Annotated in this window: 13 protein-coding genes; 5 read left to right on the plus strand and 8 right to left on the minus strand. The window is 70.5% G+C overall.

Annotation, left to right across the window (positions count from 1 at the left end; genetic code table 11):
• Positions 1–8: 8 nt before the first annotated feature.
• Genes FL344_RS00945 through FL344_RS38880 form a run of 4 tightly spaced genes read right to left on the minus strand, consistent with a single transcriptional unit; the run spans position 9 to position 3,098 of the window.
• Positions 9–1,205, minus strand: coding sequence for a bifunctional alpha/beta hydrolase/OsmC family protein (locus FL344_RS00945; RefSeq protein WP_141617137.1), 1,197 nt, complete (start codon positions 1,203–1,205; stop codon positions 9–11).
• A gap of 3 nt (positions 1,206–1,208) precedes the next feature.
• On the minus strand, positions 1,209–1,700 hold the full coding sequence (locus FL344_RS00950; RefSeq protein WP_141617138.1) for an archease: 492 nt from the start codon (positions 1,698–1,700) through the stop codon (positions 1,209–1,211).
• A complete protein-coding gene (locus FL344_RS38875; protein ID WP_141589673.1) occupies positions 1,697–2,389 on the minus strand; it encodes a dienelactone hydrolase family protein in 693 nt (230 codons plus the stop codon). Before FL344_RS38875 ends, FL344_RS00950 begins: the two co-directional genes overlap by 4 nt.
• A 25-nt stretch (positions 2,390–2,414) precedes the next feature.
• Positions 2,415–3,098 carry a phosphoribosyltransferase gene (locus FL344_RS38880; RefSeq protein ID WP_011557074.1) on the minus strand — a complete coding sequence of 228 codons (684 nt, stop codon included), beginning with the start codon at positions 3,096–3,098 and terminating at the stop codon, positions 2,415–2,417.
• Positions 3,099–3,233: 135 nt separating this feature from the next.
• On the opposite strand from FL344_RS38880, the gene FL344_RS00965 reads away from it, so the two are divergent.
• Positions 3,234–4,139 (plus strand): ribose-phosphate pyrophosphokinase, encoded by a 906-nt coding sequence (locus FL344_RS00965; protein ID WP_141617139.1) that lies wholly within the window; start codon positions 3,234–3,236, stop codon positions 4,137–4,139.
• Between the two features lie 432 nt (positions 4,140–4,571).
• On the opposite strand, the gene FL344_RS00970 is transcribed toward FL344_RS00965, so the two are convergent.
• Both FL344_RS00970 and FL344_RS00975 read right to left on the minus strand, forming a co-directional pair.
• The gene (locus FL344_RS00970; protein ID WP_141617140.1) at positions 4,572–6,467 is read right to left on the minus strand and encodes a M12 family metallopeptidase; all 1,896 of its coding nucleotides are present in this window, start codon (positions 6,465–6,467) and stop codon (positions 4,572–4,574) included.
• Between the two features lie 393 nt (positions 6,468–6,860).
• Complete coding sequence (locus tag FL344_RS00975; protein ID WP_141617141.1) at positions 6,861–7,406, minus strand: IS30 family transposase; 546 nt, start codon at positions 7,404–7,406, stop codon at positions 6,861–6,863.
• A 663-nt stretch (positions 7,407–8,069) separates the two neighbouring features.
• Here FL344_RS00975 and FL344_RS00980 point away from each other — a divergent pair.
• The gene (locus tag FL344_RS00980) at positions 8,070–8,822 is read left to right on the plus strand and encodes an enoyl-CoA hydratase (protein ID WP_141617143.1); all 753 of its coding nucleotides are present in this window, start codon (positions 8,070–8,072) and stop codon (positions 8,820–8,822) included.
• A 64-nt stretch (positions 8,823–8,886) separates the two neighbouring features.
• Here the strand turns inward: FL344_RS00980 and FL344_RS00985 are convergent, their stop codons facing one another.
• Entirely contained in the window at positions 8,887–11,640 is a 2,754-nt protein-coding gene (locus FL344_RS00985) for a M1 family metallopeptidase (RefSeq protein ID WP_141617144.1), read from the minus strand.
• A gap of 17 nt (positions 11,641–11,657) precedes the next feature.
• Here FL344_RS00985 and FL344_RS00990 point away from each other — a divergent pair, with 17 nt between their 5' ends.
• Positions 11,658–12,779, plus strand: a complete 1,122-nt coding sequence (locus FL344_RS00990; RefSeq protein ID WP_141617145.1) for a lysophospholipid acyltransferase family protein — start codon at positions 11,658–11,660, stop codon at positions 12,777–12,779.
• On the opposite strand, the gene alr is transcribed toward FL344_RS00990, so the two are convergent.
• A complete protein-coding gene (gene alr, locus FL344_RS00995; RefSeq protein ID WP_141617146.1) occupies positions 12,736–13,965 on the minus strand; it encodes an alanine racemase in 1,230 nt (409 codons plus the stop codon). The two genes, FL344_RS00990 and alr, sit on opposite strands and share 44 nt — an antisense overlap.
• Positions 13,966–14,170: 205 nt before the next feature.
• On the opposite strand from alr, the gene FL344_RS01000 reads away from it, so the two are divergent.
• Both FL344_RS01000 and FL344_RS01005 read left to right on the plus strand, forming a co-directional pair.
• Positions 14,171–15,070, plus strand: a complete 900-nt coding sequence (locus FL344_RS01000) for a sigma-70 family RNA polymerase sigma factor (protein WP_141617147.1) — start codon at positions 14,171–14,173, stop codon at positions 15,068–15,070.
• A gap of 12 nt (positions 15,071–15,082) precedes the next feature.
• On the plus strand, positions 15,083–18,061 hold the full coding sequence (locus FL344_RS01005) for a tetratricopeptide repeat protein (RefSeq protein ID WP_141617148.1): 2,979 nt from the start codon (positions 15,083–15,085) through the stop codon (positions 18,059–18,061).
• Positions 18,062–18,105 lie beyond the last annotated feature (44 nt).

Below are 18,105 nucleotides of genomic sequence, written 5' to 3' on the forward strand. Positions count from 1 at the left end.
CGGGGTGCTCATTGCTCCACGTCCGTGTGGACATCCACATCCGAAGCCAGCGTCCGGTGCACCGGGCAGCGGTCCGCGATGGCCACCAGCGCCGCGCGCTGCGCGTCCGTCAGCGGGCCCTCCATCTTCACCGTTCGTTGCAGCCGGTCCATCTTCCCGTCCTTCGTCTCGCACTCCTCGCACGCCTTCGCGTGTACCTTCTCGTGGCTCAGCCGCACGTGGACATGCTCCAGCGGCCAGCCCTTGCGCGCCGCATAGAGTCGCAGCGTCATCGCGGTGCACGCCCCCAGCGCGGCCGTCAGCAGTCCGTAGGGCGTGGGGCCGGTGTCCTCGCCGCCCACCGACAGCGGCTCATCCGAGCGCAGCCGGTGCGCCCCCACGCGGATGTCCTGGGCGAAGCGGCCCTCCCCCGCCTCGTGGACCTCCACCACGCCCGGGGGCAGGGGCGCCTCACGCTCCCGCACCGGTGTCACCTGCCGCGCAGCCCACACCCCCAGCACGTCGGCGGCATGGCCCGCGTCCGCGTCGTGGGACAGGAAGTGGTCCGCGCCCTCCAGCAGCATCAGGCTGGCCGGACGGCGGGCCATGGCCATCCACCGCCGGGCGTGTTCGAGCGGCACGTACCGGTCCGCTGGCGCATGCAGCACCAGCAGCTCGCCCGGAAAGGCGTTCAGCGCCCGCCGCAGGTGCGCCTCGTCGATGTCCTGGAGGAAGCGGCGCGTGAGGCGCAGACGGCCCGGCCCGAAGTCGAGCTCGCCCTCACCCGCCTCCCGCGCGGTGGGAGCCAGCCGTTCGAGCAACGGCCCACCACCCACCGGCGCATTCACCAGCGCCAGCGCGGCCACCTCCGAAAGCCGGGGCAGCGCCGCGGCCGCCGCCGTGCCGCCCAGGCTGTGCCCCACCAGCAGGCGCACTGGCGGGTAGCGCTCCCGAAGCCACGCCGCCGCGGCCTCCACCGCCTCCACCGAGGGCACCGTGTCCGGCCGCGGCCCGGCAGCCACGGGTGCGGTGAAGTCTAGCGACAGCACCGCGAAGCCGCGGGCCACCAGCGCATGGGCCAGCCGGGAAGGCGCCGGTGATGGCCCCAGGCACGCGAAGCACCCCACCCGCACCGCGCTGGCCACGGGCCTGCCGGGTGGCAGGTCCAGCCGCGCCGTCACCACCGAGCCCTCCGCGCCTCGCAGCGTCACGTCCCGCGCGCCCATGCGTCACAGCTCCACTTCGCACTCAGCCGTCCACAGGCCATCCGCGCCCTGGGACACACGCGTGTCCACCAGCGACACGCCCCGCACGTCGCGCGCGAAGGGGTGGCGCTCCCGGTCCAACGGCTCACCGAAGGCGTGGCCGAAGAGGCGCGTGCCGTCCATGCGCACCGCGAAGCACCGGAAACACAGGTGGCGTGCCGCCATCTTGTGGACGATGGCGCGCAGCCAGTCCGCCAGCAGCCGCTCCGTCGCCGTCGCCTCGCACACCAGCTCCACCTCCTCGCGCACCTCCACCGAGGCGGGGTCCACCACCAGCGCGCACAACGCCACCGCGGCCTGCTCGAAGGCCTCTTCCAGCGAGCGCCCCCGTCCCCGCACCACGCGCTCCGAGCCGCGGGTGAGGTGCTCCCACCGAGGCATCGCCTCGCGCGCCGCCGCCGCCTGCCCCGTCTCCATGACGCCTCCTTCGTGGGTGTGTCCCGTCGCCAGATTCACGCGCGCGCCTCCGTGCCGACTCCGCCAAGGAAGCGGAGGAACCACGCGGCGGCCTGGCGGGCCACCTGCTCCAGCGCGCCGGGCTCCTCGAAGAGGTGCGTGGCCCCCGGAATGATTTGGATGCCCTTCAGGCCCTCCATCCGCGCGAGTGACGCCTCATTCAGCTCCAGCACGCCCACGTCCTGCCCGCCGACGAGCAGCAGCGTGGGCGCCTGCACGCGGGGCAACACCGGTCCGGCCAGGTCGGGCCGCCCGCCACGCGACACCACAGCGTGGATGAGGTCCGGGTGCAGGGCCGCCGCGACGAGCGCCGCCGCGGCGCCGGTGCTGGAGCCGAAGTAGCCCATGCGCAGCACGGCCAGCGCCGGCTGCCGCTGCGCCCATTCCGTCACCGCCGCCAACCGCCGGGCGAGGAACGGGATGTCGAAGCGCAGCTCCCCGGTGCGCGCGTCCTCCACCTCCTCCGCTTCGCTCAGCAGGTCGAACAGCAGCGTGGCCAGCCCCTGCGCGCGCAGCGCACGCGCCACCGCGCGGTTGCGGGGACTGAAGCGGCTGCTGCCGCTGCCATGGGCGAAGATGACCAGACCTCGCGCGCCGTCCGGGATGCCCAGGCTGCCCCCCAGCGCCACGTCGCCCACCTGAACCTGCACCTCCCGGACGTCCGGGTCCGTATTTCCTTCCTGCCACATGTCGTCCGTGCCTCCTTGTCTCCCATCACATCCAGAAGCCGCCCAGGTCCGTGGACTCGAGGACCTCGCGCGGCTGCACCGGCTCCCGGGCGCGCACGAGCAACTGCCGCAACTCCACGTCCGGCAGCGGCCGGTAGTCGTCGTAGGCCTCCGACACGTCGCGCATCGCGGGCAGCACCTCCACGCAATGCACCGCGTCCGCTTCCGGGCGCACCCGGGCCAGCCCATGCGGGGTCCCCACGGGGACGCCCAGCACCAGCCGGGCCGGGTGTTGCCGCCGCAGCACCTGGAGCGCAGCCATGGCCGTGGCGCCCGACACCAGCCCGTCATCCACCAGCAGCACCGTGAAGCCCCCCATCGCGGGCTCCGAGGTACCCCGCAGTCGCTGGACCTGATTGTCCACTTCCGAAGCCTCCGCCCGCGCCAGGCTCCGGGCCTCCACCTCCGGCAGGCCCAGGCCTCGCAGCGCGTCCTGGTCCAGGTAGATGCCGCCCCCTTCCGACACCGCGCCCAGCACCGTCATCCGGCCCGGCACGTCAATCCGGCGGGAGACCCAGACGTCCAGTGGCGCCTCCAACGCGTGGGCCACCTCGTACGCCACGCGGAGCCCACCTCGCGCCAGGCCCAGCACACGCACCTCGCCACCCCGGTAGGGCAACAGCCGCGCCGCCAGCCGGCGGCCCGCATCTGCTCGGTCCCGAAAGCGCATTGCGTCCTTCCTCCTTCCCACAAGGAAGTCACGGGGCGCGCGACTGGCGGCGGAGGGCCATGCGAGGGCCGTCCCGGAGGGATGCTCGCGGGGGGACCGCCGGGGACGCGCCGTCCGACCGGCAGGCGCGCTAGGGTGCGGCCCATGGACCCTGTCCTCCTTGTTGGCACGGCGAGCCCCCACCTGGGACGCGCGCTCGGGCAAGCCCTGGGCGTAGCGCCCGCTGACTGCCACTTCGAGCGTTTCCCCGACGGGGAAATGCACGTCGAGGTGCCCGAGCAGGTGCGAGGCCGCACCGTCATCCTGGTGCAGTCCACGACGCCACCCGCGGGCGAGCACCTGCTGGAGTTGCTGCTGATGGCGGACGCATGCTGGCGCATGGGGGCCGCCCGCCTGGAAGCCGTGGTGCCCTACCTGGGCTATGCGCGGCAGGACCGGCGCGCCAGGCCAGGAGAGCCCCTGGGCGGCCGGCTGGTGGCAGACCTGCTGTCACAGGGCCGCTTCGCGCGCGTGCTGGTGGTGGACCTGCACAGCCCCGCGCTGGAAGGCTGCTTCGGCGCGCCGCTGGAGCACCTCACCTCGCTGCCGCTGCTGGCGGAAGCGCTGCGCGAGCACGTCACCGACACCTCCGTGGTGGTGGCGCCGGACCTGGGCGCGGTGAAGCGCGCGGAGGCCCTGGCGCGGCTGCTGGACCGGCCGTGGGCGGTGATTCACAAGGTGCGGCTGAGCGGGGACGAGGTCCACGCCAGCGGGCTGATGGGCGAGGTGCGGGGACGCCGCCCGATTCTGGTGGATGACATGGTGTCCACCGGTGGCACCCTGGCCGCCGCCGCGGGCACCCTGCGCGACGCGGGCTGCGTGGAGGACTTCACGGTGGCGACGACCCACGCCCTGCTGGTGGGCCCCGCCGTGGAGCGCCTGCGCACCTTGCCGCTCACCCGGCTGGTGAGCACCGACAGCGTGGAGCCTGTCCTGGGGCTGCCGTTCCAGCACCAAGTGGTGACGCTCGCGCCCCTGGTGGCCCGGGCCCTGCGGCCCTGACGGACAGCGGACACTTCCGAGCACACCTGGCCCGGAGGGTGAAAGGCGTCACGGACACCGAGACGGGGCGGGCAGCCGCCTCTGGGACACAACCCTCTCGGTGAGCAGTGCCTGAAGCGGAGGTTGCTTCGAGGGCTCGACGTCGGCATCCACTGCACGGACTTTCACAGAGGATGAGACACCGGCTCCTCGGATGCCCCTGGCACCCCGCGCCCGCCGAAAAAGCCGACGGGGGCGCCGTCCTGGCGGTCAGCCGGGACACAAGAAGCACGAGCGAAGTCTCTTGCCGCCCGAAGCCGTTGTCATGGGCCGCGCCAATGGAGGAGCAGAGCCGACGGGCTCCCGCGTGAGGCCGACCGAGTCCCTTTGTTTTGGGAAAGAGAGCATGAGACCGCGCCGGCCCGGAGCTGCGCCGGGCCGGCGCGTGTGACATCAGGGGTCGCGGAACGTCGTGTTCGCGACGATGCCGGGGAGCGTCAGTCCCGAGGCCGAGGAGCGCACGAGATGGAAGGCGCCATCGGCGTCACGAGCGATGAGGTCATCGTCGCCATCGCCGTCCACGTCCGCGACGAAGAAGCGGTTGGCGTCGTTCCAGGCGTCCGCGTCCGTCAAGTAGCTGCTGGAGAGCAGAGTCACCAGGGACAAAGCACCCGCGTTGGCGTTCAGCGCGACGAGCCCACCACCAGCGAACCTCAACACGAGGTCGTCGTCGCCGTCCCCATCGTAGTCGGCGGCAAAGATGCGGTTGCCGAGCCCCCATCCGTTTGCGTCCGAGAACGTGGTGCTCCCGTAAAGCAACGGCATCCAGACCAACTGCGTGCCGTTCGAGCGCAGCGCATTGAAGTCACCGCCACCGTTCCGGGTGATGAGGTCGTCCCTGCCATCGCCGTCGTAGTCGGCCACGAAGAAGCGCAGCCCGCTGTTCCAGTTGTTGGCATCAGAAAGCATGGTGGTTGCGAGGGCGGGGACGCTCGTGAGCGTGGTGCCGTTCGAGCGAAGTCCCACGAACTCCCCACTCGGGTGGCGCGCCACGAGGTCGTCGTCGCCGTCCCCGTCGTAATCCATGACCCAGAAACGGTTGCCCGTACCCCAGCCGTTGGCGTCCGAGTAGGTCGTGCCCGTCAGGAGGGGACCCGCGTTGACAAAGTGGGTGCGCTCGGAGCGTAGGGCGGAGAACTCTCCAGCAGCGTTTCGGATGACGAGGTCGTCGTCGCCATCCCCGTCGTAGTCCGCGACAAAGAAGCGGTGCTCATCGTTCCAGCCATGACGGTCCGACAGGGCCGTCGTCATGAGATCTCCGAGCAAGCGGGTGAAGGTTCCCGCGTTGGCGACGTAGGCGAAGAACTCGCCGCCCGGGCCACGGATAATGAGGTCGTCGTCGCCGTCCCCGTCATAGTCCATCGTGAAGAAGCGATTGCCCATGGGATATGCAGGAACCGGGTACATCTGATGGGTAGCCGCGATGTCCCCGTCGCTCAGGCCAGTACGTTGCCCGATGATCGCTCCGGGGGTCAGCACAGTGATGGTCGGCAGGTCATTGCGGGAGAAATCGTGGGTGCCGTAATGCATGATGGAGCCGTAATCGTAAGCCCCCACGTCATCGCCATCAGCGATGTGCTGATCGAAGGCGTACTCCAGCCCCACTTCGACGTTGCTCAGATTGATGGTCACGAAGCTGTTGCGGTCCTCGCGGCTGTGCTCATGCCAGAAGCCGAGGGCATGGCCAATCTCGTGAATCGTATTCCCCGTGCTGCACCCGTTCGCCAGGTTGATGAACTGCTGTCCTCCCCGCTTACCGACGGGAGAGTTGCATGCGCTGGCGTGAGGCTGGAACGTGACGAAGTCCGGGAAGAGCGCCGCATTGCTGGCATCCCGCAGGATGAACCGGACGTTGGTCCGTTCCTGCCAGTGCCGGATGGCGGTGGTCACCCGGGCCTGATTCGTCAAGCCCGCGTCGATGGTGAATGGCACCAGTGCGCTAGGCCAGCGGTAGCCAGCACCGGTGATCGTCACGCCCTGGGCGGTCACCTCCGCTGGGCTCTTGGGGAGCTCGGAGACCGCGCCCAGAATGATGTCCCCTTGGAAGACGGCGAGACCATCAACCGTCGCGTACTTCAGTTCGGTTGGAGCGGAGTTCGTTCCAATGCGCAGATAAGTGACGCCCTTGGGAGCATCGGTGGGGACCCAACGACTCTCCGCCTCGGATTCGGAGCCGATAATCGCGGGGACAGCGGGCTCGGAGGCGCTGCAGCCCGTCAACAGGGCAGTCGTGGAGAGGAGCAGGCGGAGCGAAGTCCGTCTGCGCGCGCAGGCTGAAATATCAATCATGACGAAAAAACCCTGACCTACTGTAAACACAAACCAGACGAGGACACTCGCGAATGCGAGCCACCTACAGCAGACAAAGTGTCGAGCATCGCCGACATGGAGCGCCGGCGAGCAATTGACTATAGGCGGAACCGGACTTGTCTATCAACAACTCAATCGCTGCATCATGGGGGCGTCAAAACTCGCATCATGACGTTCGAGTGGTGCGCGTGACGAACCGCAAGCTCCCCTCTCGTGCTTGATGCGCGCAGGAAATTGCGTCCCAATGGTGCACCCAATCGCTCAAAGAAACACCTGATGCAGTTTGGCTGATGGGGTCTCTCATTACAGGGGCTTCCCAGGGCGCCGGTTCAGTCTGGGTGACACCGCGTCCAACGACCTCTGAGTGAACGTCTAAACGTCCGTTCCATCCGGGAAGTGCTGTCGAAGGAACCGGTTGGTGTTTTCGTTCGATTTACGCTGCCAAGGCTTTGGGGGCTCGCAGAAGCAGATAGAGAAGTCGGTCGCCATCGTGAGCGCTCGGCGCTTCGACAGTTCCGTTCCGCAGCCCCACGTCAGAGAGCGCCGCAACTCCCGGGGCATCTTGCGAACTGCCTGCGGCAGAGAGCGGACGACGCTGGTGCGATCCTTGCCGGCTACCTTCACGAGCATCGTGAAACGAGAGTGTCGCTCGACAAGCGTGGCGATGTGGCTGTTATTCGCGCAAGCGAGCAAATCCACTTCCCAGCGCCCCGACACCGCGCTGTCCTCCTCCTCTGGTGGCCTATTGCGAATCGACACCGCGTCACGGATTTGGCCGCGTTGCCAGCCAGCCGTCGTCGCCAACTTTGAACGCCTCATCTTCCAACGCAAACGCAGATGCTCAAGCAACTCCTTCCTGAGCACTCCACGGGACTGGACGAAGAGGCTCTTGTAAATCCTCTCGTGGGAAATCCGCATCGACTGCTCCCCTGGGAGTTCGGAGCCTGTCAACGCAAGTGGGACAGTGCGTTCGAGAGATTACTGCGCAGCTTCCTGTAAGGCGGAGAGCCGCGCCGGGTCGTTTATCCAAACAGCGATTGACAGGCCTTCGACATGGGTGCACGCGAGGGAAGCGCTCAGGGTGCGCGGCGTAATGAACTTCGCGGCGGCGCGCGCCGCGAGGAGGGCTTCGCGTTGCCTTCTCTTCGACGGTGACGTCTGCCGCCTCCAGCGCCCTCTCCCACTGCAGCCACCGAAATTTGACCTCGTCGTGGTGCTCCTCCAGCACGTCAACCCAAAACATGGTGCCTGCTTCCCCCTCTATTCCAAGGAGAATAGCCGCAGGGACTGACATGGAGGCGCGAGAGCCCCCTGCTCCGCTTGAGTTCGGCCCCCTTCAAGCAGCCATGAGCCGCCTCGTGCTCCGGCGCAGGGCGCGACCGGCGACTCCCGAGGGGAATCACCTCACAACGCCCCCCATCAACGGCGGTGCCGCCCGCCGTGCGTGCCCGTGGAGGATTGCACGCGTTCCATTATTTTTCAGCAAAACCCCATGAACAAGCCGGACCGTGGTCCGCCATGGAACATCAACGCGCGTGCGCGGCAACAGTGAGCACGGAGTCGGTTAGGCTCCCCGGCACCATGTCCGACACGCTGCTGACGAAGCTCGACTCGGGGGTCCTCACCCTCACCTTCAACCGGCCCGAGAAGAAGAACGCCTTCACGCATGCCATGTACGAGGCGGCCACCCGCGCGCTGAAGGACGCGGAGGGCAACGTCGACGTGCGCGCGGTGCTGCTCACCGGCGCGGGCAGCGTCTTCACCGCCGGCAACGACATTGGCGACTTCATGGAGCACCCGCCCGCGGGCGAGGACAGCGCCGTGTTCCGCTTCCTGCGAGCGCTGGTGGACGCGGACAAGCCGGTGCTGGCGGCGGTGGACGGCCCGGCGGTGGGCATCGGCACGACGATGCTGCTGCACTGTGACTACGTGGTGGCCAGCGAGCGCGCGCGCTTCCACATGCCCTTCGTCCAGTTGGGGCTTTGCGCGGAGGGCGCCAGCAGCCTGCTCATCCCCAGGACGGCGGGCTTCGCGCTGGCCAGCGAGCTGCTCCTCTTCGGCGAGCCCTTCGACGCGGCCACGGCGCTGCGCGCGGGCATCATCAACAAGGTGGTGCCGGACACCAGCCTCCAGCAGGTGGCCACCGAGCGCGCCGCCACGCTGGCCTCCCGCCCGGCGGAGGCGGTGCGCGTGACGAAGCGGCTGATTCGCGAGCCCCTGCGCGCCCAGATTCGCGAGACGCTGGCCCGCGAGGGCGGCGAGTTCATCCAGCGCCTCCAGTCCACCGAGGCGCAGGAAGCCTTCATGTCCTTCATGTCCCGCGGCCGGAAGTAGGGCCTGGCGGAACCTCCGGGCCCGGACACCCCACGAGGGATACCGGGCCCGGCCGTCCGCGCGACTACCGCGACGTGGGCGCCTGCGGCGGACGCGGCGGGGTGCCCTTCGCGAGGAAGGACTCGACGCTGGCCGCCTGCGTCTTCTTCAGCGCGATGCACTGGTCCACGAGCTCCAGCACCTGCGCCAGCACCCGGGGGCCACCCGGCGCCTTCGCGGTGCGCTCGGTGAAGAAGTCCTCCACCTGCTGACGCTTGCCCGCATCGCAGAAGTTGCTGCCGATGTAGGCCATGCGCCCGGCGGCATCGAGGGGCAGCAGCGCCTCGGGCGAGTCCCCCACCAGGCGGTCGTAGTTCTCCTTCACGAAGTCGAAGGCCACGTCCTGGGTGCGCAGGCCCTGCGAGGCCGCGAACGCCATCCACATCGTCTCACGCGGGTCCAAGCCCTTCTCGAACACCAGGGCCAGGTTCTGCTTCACCAGCTCCGGGTCCGTGAAGCTGCTCAGCGCGCCGATGAGGTGCTGGCGCGTGCGCCGCTCCGTCTCCGAGCGCACCGCCACGACGAGCTGCTCCCGGAAGGCCGCGTCGTTCTCGGTGGCGGCGAGGGCGAGCACCACGTCCACCATCTCCGGCGCCACCGCGTGCTTGTCCTTCAGCCACTTGTTCGCGAGGACACGCGCCTCCGCGAGCAGCTTCGGGTCCCTGCCGTCCCGTCCCGCCAGCCGCACCAGCCGGGGCCGGAGCAGGCGCGTGTCCTCGCTCTCGCCCTTGCGCGGGGCGAAGCCGAGCTGCCGCGCCCGGGGGCCATACGTCTCACGCAGGAAGCGGGCCCGGTCCTTCAGCTTCTCGTCCGGCAGCAGCCGCGAGCTGACCAGCTCCAGCAGGTCCAGCGAGGCCAGGGTGACGACGCGGTCCGGCTCATTCGCCAGGCGGCTCGTCAGGGCCAGGGCCTCGGCGGCGGGAATCGTCCCGGCCAGGGCCAGCGCGCGCACGTCCGTCAGGAACGTCACCTGTTCGGTGCGCGACAGCCGCTTCATCCCGGACTTCGCCAGCTTCGCCGCCGCGTCCCCATCGAGCTGGACCCGGAAGTAGCCCGCGCCCTCCGCGTTGGGGAACACCCAGTCCGGGCACGTCTTCGCCTCGCCCAGGGCCACCTCGGCGCGCTCGCCCTCCAGCAGCGTGCAGGTCCGGGCCTCCTTGCCGCCCACCGCGTACTCCACGCACACCGGCACCTTCCACGTCTGCGGGCCCGGCGACGCGGCCCCCAGCCGCAGGTAGCGCTGCTGCGTGAGCACCACCTTCGCGCCGTCCGCGCTACACGCCAGCGACGCGGTGACGAGCGGCGCCCCGCTCTGGTCCAGGAAGGTCCCCAGCATGCCCGTCACGTCCTTGCCGGACTCAGCGGACACGGCGTCCAGGAAGTCCTTCGCGGTGGCGTTTCCGCCCGCGTGCTTGCGGAAGTAGCGCTGGATGCCGCGCTGGAAGACGTCCCGGCCCAGCCACTCCTCCGTCATGCTGAGCACCGCGGAGCCCTTGCCGTAGGTGATGCCGTCAAAGGCGTTGTGGATGTCGTTGGCGCTCTCAATGGGCTGGCGGATGCGGCGCGCCGACAGGAGGCTGTCCACGTCCAGGGCCCGGGCGCGGTCGTGCACGCGCTCGACGGGCGCGTCCCAGGCGGGGCGCCACGATTCGACGATGCGCGGGGTCATCCACGAGGCGAAGGCCTCGTTGAGCCACAGGTCATCCCACCACTGCATGGTGACCAGGTTGCCGAACCACTGGTGCGCCAGCTCGTGCACTTGCGTGTCGGAGAAGGCGCGCTGGCGACCCAGCGAGTCTTCCTCCGGCTTCGCGAGGATGAGGCGCGAGTTGAACGTCACCAGGCCCGGGTGCTCCATGGCGCCGCCCAGCAGCGGCACCGCCAGCACGTCCAGCTTCTCGTACGGGTACGGGATGCCGAAGTAGTCCTCCAGCGCGGCGAGGATTTCCGGCGTCACCTGCGCGGCGTAGGCGCCCTCCGCCGTGCGGCCGCGCGGGGTGATGATGCGCGTCTTCACCTTCTTCTGACCCGCGTCCGCGGCGGGGAGGAAGTCGAAGGGCCCCACGCCGAAGGCGATGAGGTAGCTGGGCAGCGGCTGCGTGCGCGCGAAGCGGTAGGTGCGGCCACCGTCCGGGCGCACCTCCTCCGACTCCTGCGGCGTGTTGGTGACGGCCACGACGCCCGCGGGCACGTGGAAGGTGAGCTGCCACGGCACCTTGAAGCCGGGCTCGTCGAAGGAGGGGAACACGCGGCGCGCGTCCACCGGCTCGAACTGGGTGTAGATGTACCAGTCCCCGCCTTCCTTGACGCGGAAGGCGCCGTCCGTCTCCTTCTCCGACGCGACGCCTTCGTAGTTGATGCGCAGCCTCGCCTGCCCGGTGGCCAGCGGCTTCGCCACAGAGAAGCCGAGGAAGTCCTCCTCGCCCTTCACGGGCGTCCCGAAGAAAGCCGAACCGTTCTGGATGAACACGGCCCCCGTCACGTTGAGGCTCTTGGCGTGCAGCCACACCACGGACGTGGGCGTCGTCACGTCGAGCGAAATGTCCATCACGCCCTGGAACGAGGACACCTTCGGGTCCAGCGTGAGCTCCACCTTGTAGCCGGTGGGACGCACCTCCGTGGGCAGGCGCAGCTTCGGAGACTGCGGCGTGGCGGAGACGGCCTGTCGTGAGGCCTGGGCCAAGGGGGGTTCAGCGGTGGCGGGAGGGTTCTGCCGGGCACCGCACGCACTGAGGAGGGCGACAGCGGCCAGTGCCGCTGGACGGAGCAGGTTGGGCATGGCGCGCAGTGTGTCCCATGCCGGGCGAGCAAGGTAGCGCGCAACAGGCAGGTGTGGCCTTGCCGTCATCTCCACTTCGAGGTGGAGTGCGTCACGTGTCCCAGATTGCGCCTGCATCCCCGCCCCCTGACTCACCCGCCGTGACGCAGAAGCTCCCGTCAGAGCACCTGCGCCGCATCGTCGGCACGCCACCCGGACGGGTGGTGGGATTCCTCACGCGCTTTGTCTGGGCGTTCTTGACGTGGCTGTCTCCGGAGTCGCGTGACGCGCTCGCTCGCTTCGTGGGCAACCTCGCGTACAGGCTGGGTATCCGTCGTCGCGTGGCGCTGGAAAACCTGGCCATGGCGATGCCGGAGAAGAGTGACGCGGAGCGCCGGGAGATTGCGCGCGGCGCCTACATCAACATGTCGCGCGTGGTGCTGGAGTCCCTGCCCTCCGGCGACCGGCTGCCGCGGGACTGGGCCGAGCAGGGCGTGGAAGGCGATGCGGCCTGGCAGGCGCTGAAAGCGCGCGTGGCCACGGGCAAGGGCGCGCTGCTGGTGACGGCGCACTTCGGCAACTGGGAGTTGCTGGGGGACATGCTCATCCGCCAGGGCATCCCGCTGGACGCGCTGGTGCGCCCGCTGAAGGGCGCGCTCAACACGCGCATCGCGGAGAACCGCGTGCGCGTGGGCGCCGGCCTCATCTATCCGCGAGGCGCCATCCAGGAAATCATCGACGCGGTGAATCGCGGCGAGTCCCCCTTCATGCTGCTGGACCAGGCGCTGCCGGCGAAGGGGGCGGCCTTCGTGCCCTTCTTCGGCAAGCTGGCCTCCACCACGCCGGCCATGGCGGTGGCGGCGGCGCGCACGGACGCCCCGGTGTTCGTGGTGATGGGCGTACGCAACGGCCGAGGCGGCGCCCGCTTCCGCATGGAAGTGGAAGGCCCCATCCTCCCGCCCGCGCCGGGTGAGTGCGCCGACCCGATTACGGAGCACACCGCGCGCGTGACGGCCGCGCTGGAGCGCTGCATCCGCAAGTACCCGGACCAGTGGATGTGGCTGCACCGCCGCTGGAAGGTGCAGCCGCCACCGGAGGCCGCCCTGCCCGCCGGGACTACGCCACCACCGTCCGCTTCAGGTGCGCCCCCAGCCGGGTGACGAGCTCGTAGTGAATCGTCTGGGCCCAGCCGGCCAGTGACTCGGCGGGCACGGACTCCTCGCCGTCGCGGCCCATCAGGGTGGCCGTCACGGGGCGCTCGTCGGACGTGGCGCGTGTCACGTCCACGATGAGGTGATTCATCATCACCCGTCCCAGCACCGGACACCGGCGGCCATTCACCAGCACGTGCGCCTTGCCCGACACGAGGCGCGGGTAGCCGTCGTAGTACCCCACCGGCAGCACCGCGATGCGCGTGGGCTCCGGACACCGGTACGTACAGCCGTAGCCCACGTAGCTGCCCGCGGGCAGCCACTTCACCACCTGGCTGCGGCACCGCCACGACAGCACCGGCTTGAGCACCGGAACCTCGCCCAGCACCAGCCGCGCCGACAGCCGCGTCTCCGGCGACGGCCACAGCCCATAGAGCGAAATCCCCACGCGCAGCGCCTCATAGCGGGCGCGAGGCAGCACCAACGTCGCGGCGCTGGCGGCGATGTGCCTTTGCAGCGGCCGGGCCGGCGCCAGTTGCTCGGAGAGGAACGCCAGCCCCTTCTCGAAGGCGTCCACCTGCGCCAACGCGTAGCCCTGCTCCGTCACGTCCTCCGTGTTGGCGAAGTGGCTGAGCACGCCCACCACCTCCAGCACGTCGCGGGACTCCGAGAGGAAACGAGACTCCGTGGGCAGCCCCTCCAGCGTGAAGCCCTCGCGCCCCAGGCCGGTGTCGAGGTGGACGTGGACCCGCAGGGGCCGCTCCAGCTTCGCCGCGCGCAACACCGCCGCCGCGTCCGCCCAGCCACGGTCCGCCACCACCGCGTCCACGCCCTCGCGCGCCAGCACCACCGCCTCATCCGGCGCCACCGCGCCCAGGACGAGCACCTGCCGCGGCGCCAGTCCCTGTGCCCGCTCGTACTCCCGCACCTTCAGCGCGTCCTGCGGGGCAATGACATAGAGGAGGTCCACCTCGCCGTGGACCACGGGCAGCACCTGCGCGAGCCCGTGCCCATACGCGTTGCCCTTGAGCACCACCCCCAGGGCGCGCGGCGCCCCCTGCCCCTCCAGGGCCCGGAACACGGCCACGTTGTGCCGCAGGGCGGACGCACTCAACTCCAGCCACGAGGAATGGACCGCGTCTCCTGGGCCACTGCCGATTGACTCCACGTTCACCTCCACCACGCTCGCAGCCATACCAGCAATGCGCGGGCCATGCGCCAGGCGCGGCCCATACGCCACACCCGCCCGCGCGCGGAGCAGGCGGACGGCGGTGGCAACGCCCCGGGTCCATGTCGCCTCCTTGCTGGAAGGGCCGCTGGGGAAGCATTGTCGCCTCCGACGGTTGAACCGCCCTGAGCGGTTTTCCGGAGGCGGTGCCATCGACTCGCGCGTGTCCCCCATGGACTTATCCCTGGCCCAGGCCTTCGTCGCGGCGCGCGGTGGCGCGGAGGCGTCTTCGCCGGAGTCGCTGGCCCCACTCCAAGCACGGCTGGCCCAGGCCCTGGACATGGCGCGCGCGCCCTGGCCCGGGGTGGACCTGGAAGGCCGCCGCTTCGTCAGTCACCTCGCCCGGCTGCTCCCCGGTGACGGCACGGCGGTGGCGGTGGAGACCCTGAGCCTGCCGGACGTCTACCTCGCTCGCGCGGCGGCGGACGGGCTGCCCACGGCGCTCTCCGCGTTCGAGGCGCGCTACCTCCCGGAGGTGAATCTCGCGGTGGTCCGGCTGAAGCTGCCGCCCTCGGGCCTGGACGAGGTACGCCAGCTCTTGCGTCAGCGCATGCTCGTGGGCAGCGCGGAGACACCGGCCCGGCTGGCGGCCTATCCGGGCACGGGCCCGCTGAGTGGCTGGGTGCGCGCGGCGGCGCTGTGGCTCGCCCTGGACTGGCAGCGGCAGCGCGGCGGACCGGCGGAATCCACGGACGACGGCGACCTGTCGATGCTGGTGTCCCCCGAGGACGACCCCGAGCTGGCCTACCTCAAGCGCACGTACCGCGCCGAGTTCAGCGACTGCTTCTCCACCGCGCTCCTCGCGCTGGAGCCGCGCCAGCGCAACGTGCTGCGCCTCAAGTACCTGGACGGCCTGAGCATCGACCAGCTCGCCGCGCTGTACGGCGTGCACCGCTCCACCACGGCGCGCTGGGTGCTGGGCGCCCAGGAAACCCTGCTCCAGCAGACGCGGCAACGGCTCACCGAGCGCCTGCGCCTCACGTCCTCCCAGCTCGACAGCGTGCTGCGCCTCATCTCCAGTCAGCTCGACGTGAGCCTCAGCCGCCTGCTGCGCTCGCGGATGAACGACTGACGCGCGCGTCCCATGGCCTGCCTGGATGAAAACACGTTCGTGGCGCTGCTGATGGGGGGCCTGCCTCCCGCGCGCGCGACGGAGGTGGATGCGCACCTGGACACCTGCTCCGCCTGCCGCCGCATGGTGGCCGAGGCCCTGCGGGCCCAGGCCCCCGACGAGGAACCGCCCGAGGCCACCACCGCGCTGACGAACCCCCGTCCGCCCTCGGGAAAAGGCCCCTCGCTGGAGCGAGGCACCGCGGTGGGCCGCTACCTGGTGTTGGAGCGGCTGGCCTCCGGAGGCATGGGCGTCGTCTACAGCGCCTACGACCCGGAGCTGGACCGGCGCGTGGCGCTCAAGCTGCTGCGCGTCGCGGCCCTGGGCCTGGAGGCGGAGCAGGGCCGCGCGCACCTGCTGCACGAAGCGCAGGCCATGGCACGCGTCTCCCATCCGCACGTGGTGCCCGTCTACGACGTGGGCACCTTCGGGCCGCAGGTGTTCCTCACCATGGAGCTGGTGGATGCGCGGACGCTGCGCCCCTGGCTGAAGGACGCGCCCCGGACGTGGCGACAGGTGCTGGCGCTGTTCCTGGACGCGGGCCGGGGACTCGCGGCGGCGCACGCGGCGGGCGTGGTCCACGGGGACTTCAAGCCGGAGAACCTGCTGGTGGGCCAGGACGGACGCGTGCGCGTCACCGACTTCGGGCTCGCGCGCAACGCCAACCCATTGGACGACGTGTCACCCCTCGCGGGAGGCACGCCCGCGTACATGGCCCCCGAGCAGATGGAGGCCCACGCGCCCGCGGATGCCCGAAGCGACCAGTTCGCCTTCTGCGTCACGCTATTCGAAGCCCTCTACGGCGAGCGCCCCTTCGCCGCCACCACCCCGTACGAGCTGCTGACCGAGGTGCGCGCCGGCAAGGTGCGGGCCGCGCCCCGAGGCACACACGTCCCGCCCTGGCTGCGGCGCGTGCTGCTGCGGGGGCTGTCCGCCAGCGCCATGGACCGGTACACGGACCTGAATGCCCTGCTGGCCGCGCTTCAGCACGACCCGGCCTCGCGCTGGAAGCGCTGGTTGCCCGCGGTGGGCGGCGCGGCGCTGCTGCTGATGGCGGTGGGCCTCACCCACGCAGTGCACGCCAGCCGGGCACGGGCATGCCAGCGCGCCGACGAGGCCATGGCCTCGGTGTGGGGGCCGGAAGCGCAGCAGACCATCGAGTCCGCCTTCCTCGCGACGGGCAAGCCCTTCGCGCCCGCCGCATGGCTCCGCGTGCGGCGCTCGCTGGATGCGTACACCGCGGAGTGGGCGTCGATGCGGACCTCCGCTTGCGAAGCCACGCGCGTGCGGGGTGAGCAATCCGAGCAGGTCCTCGCGCGGCGCATGCACTGCCTGGATGGGCGGCTGGCGGAAGTGGCCGCCCTCACGCAGCTCTTCACCCGGGCGGACGCGGGCACCGTGGAGCTGGCCGCGCGCGCCGCGGAGGCCCTGCCGCCGCTGGGCAAATGCTCGGACCTGGCGGCACTGGCGGCGCGTGAGCCCCAGCCCGCGGACGGCGCCTCCCTTGAACGGGCACGGACGCTGGTGCGGGTGCGAGCCCTGAAGGCCGCGGGCAAGTACACGGAGGCGGTGGCGCTGCTGGAGCCCGTGGTGAAGGCGGCGAAGGACGCGGAGGACCGCCACGGCGGCGCGGACGCCCTGCTGCTGATGGGACAACTGCGGGAGGAGACAGGCCAGCCGCGCGACGCGGAGTCCACCTACTTCGACGCCGTATGGAACGCGGAGGCCGGGCGCAACGACGTGGCGGCCGCGCACGCCTGGACGCGGCTGGTGCATGCCTCCGGCTATGTGCTGGACCAGCACGCCCTGGGCCACCGGTGGCGTGAGCGCGCGGAGGCCGCCATTGAACGGCTGGGCGGTGACGGCGTGCTGCGCGCGCAGCTCCAGGCCCGGGTCGGCGCGCTCCTCTTCGCGCAGGGGCGCTACACGGAGGCTGCCGAGCAGCAGGAGTCCGCCCTCTCGCGCTTGGAAGCCACCTATGGGCCCGACAGCCTGGAGGTCACCGACGTCCGGCTCGAGCTGGGTGCCACGCGCATGGCGCAACTGCGCGCCGACGAGGCGATGCGACTCTTCGAACAGGCGCTGAGCACGCGCCGCGCGGCCCTGGGGCCCAGCCATCCGGACGTGGCACGTGCCCAGTTGGAGCTGGCCTATGCGCACTGGCGCAGGTCTGACGTCGAACAGGTGGAAGCCCTGGCCCGCGGCGCGCTGGAGGTCTTCGAGCGCGCGCTCGGCCCCGAGCACCCGGACGTCGCCTCCGCCATCAATCCCCTGGCCGCGGCCCTCCAGCGGATGAACCGCTCCGATGAGGCGCTGCGGCTCCAGGAGCGCGCGCTGGACATCGCGCTCAAGGTCGAAGGCGCGGACGGCGCGGGGGCGCTCATCACTTCGGGCAACCTGGCCACGCTGATGGCGCGCGCTGGCCGCTCCGAAGAGGCCCTGACCCGCTTCCACACCATGCTCGCGCCGCTGGAGCAGCGGCTGGGCGCCCAGCATCCCTACGTGGCCCAGACGCTGCGGGCCACGGGCAGACTCTTGATGATGGACCAGCGCTACACCGAAGCCCTGCCCTACCTCGAGCGCGCCCGCGCCATCTTCGATGCGCGCGAGGACGATGCCTACGGCTACCGGACGGGGACGCTGATGGACCTGGGCCGCACGCTGCTGGCGCTGCACCGGCCGCTTCAGGCCGCCGAACTCCTGGAGCGGGTGGTGGCCAGCGGAGCCCGGTCGCCGCAGGCGCCCAGCGAGCAGGCACGCGCGCGTTTCTTCCTGGCGCAAGCGCTCTGGGACGCGAAGCGGGACCGGCCTCGCGCGCTTCAGTTGGCGGAGGAAGCCCGTGAGTCATTGGTGACGCTGGGGACGTCAGGACAGGAGGCGCTGGAGGAAGTGGATGCCTGGCGGGCACGCCTGCCCAGGCCCACACACATTCCCGCCGCGCGAGCCCCCTGAATGCCTGACACCCGACAGAGGGTTTCCGGATAGATGCAAAGCGC

Source organism: Myxococcus sp. AB036A, from assembly GCF_006547355.1.
Lineage (GTDB): Bacteria > Myxococcota > Myxococcia > Myxococcales > Myxococcaceae > Myxococcus > Myxococcus virescens.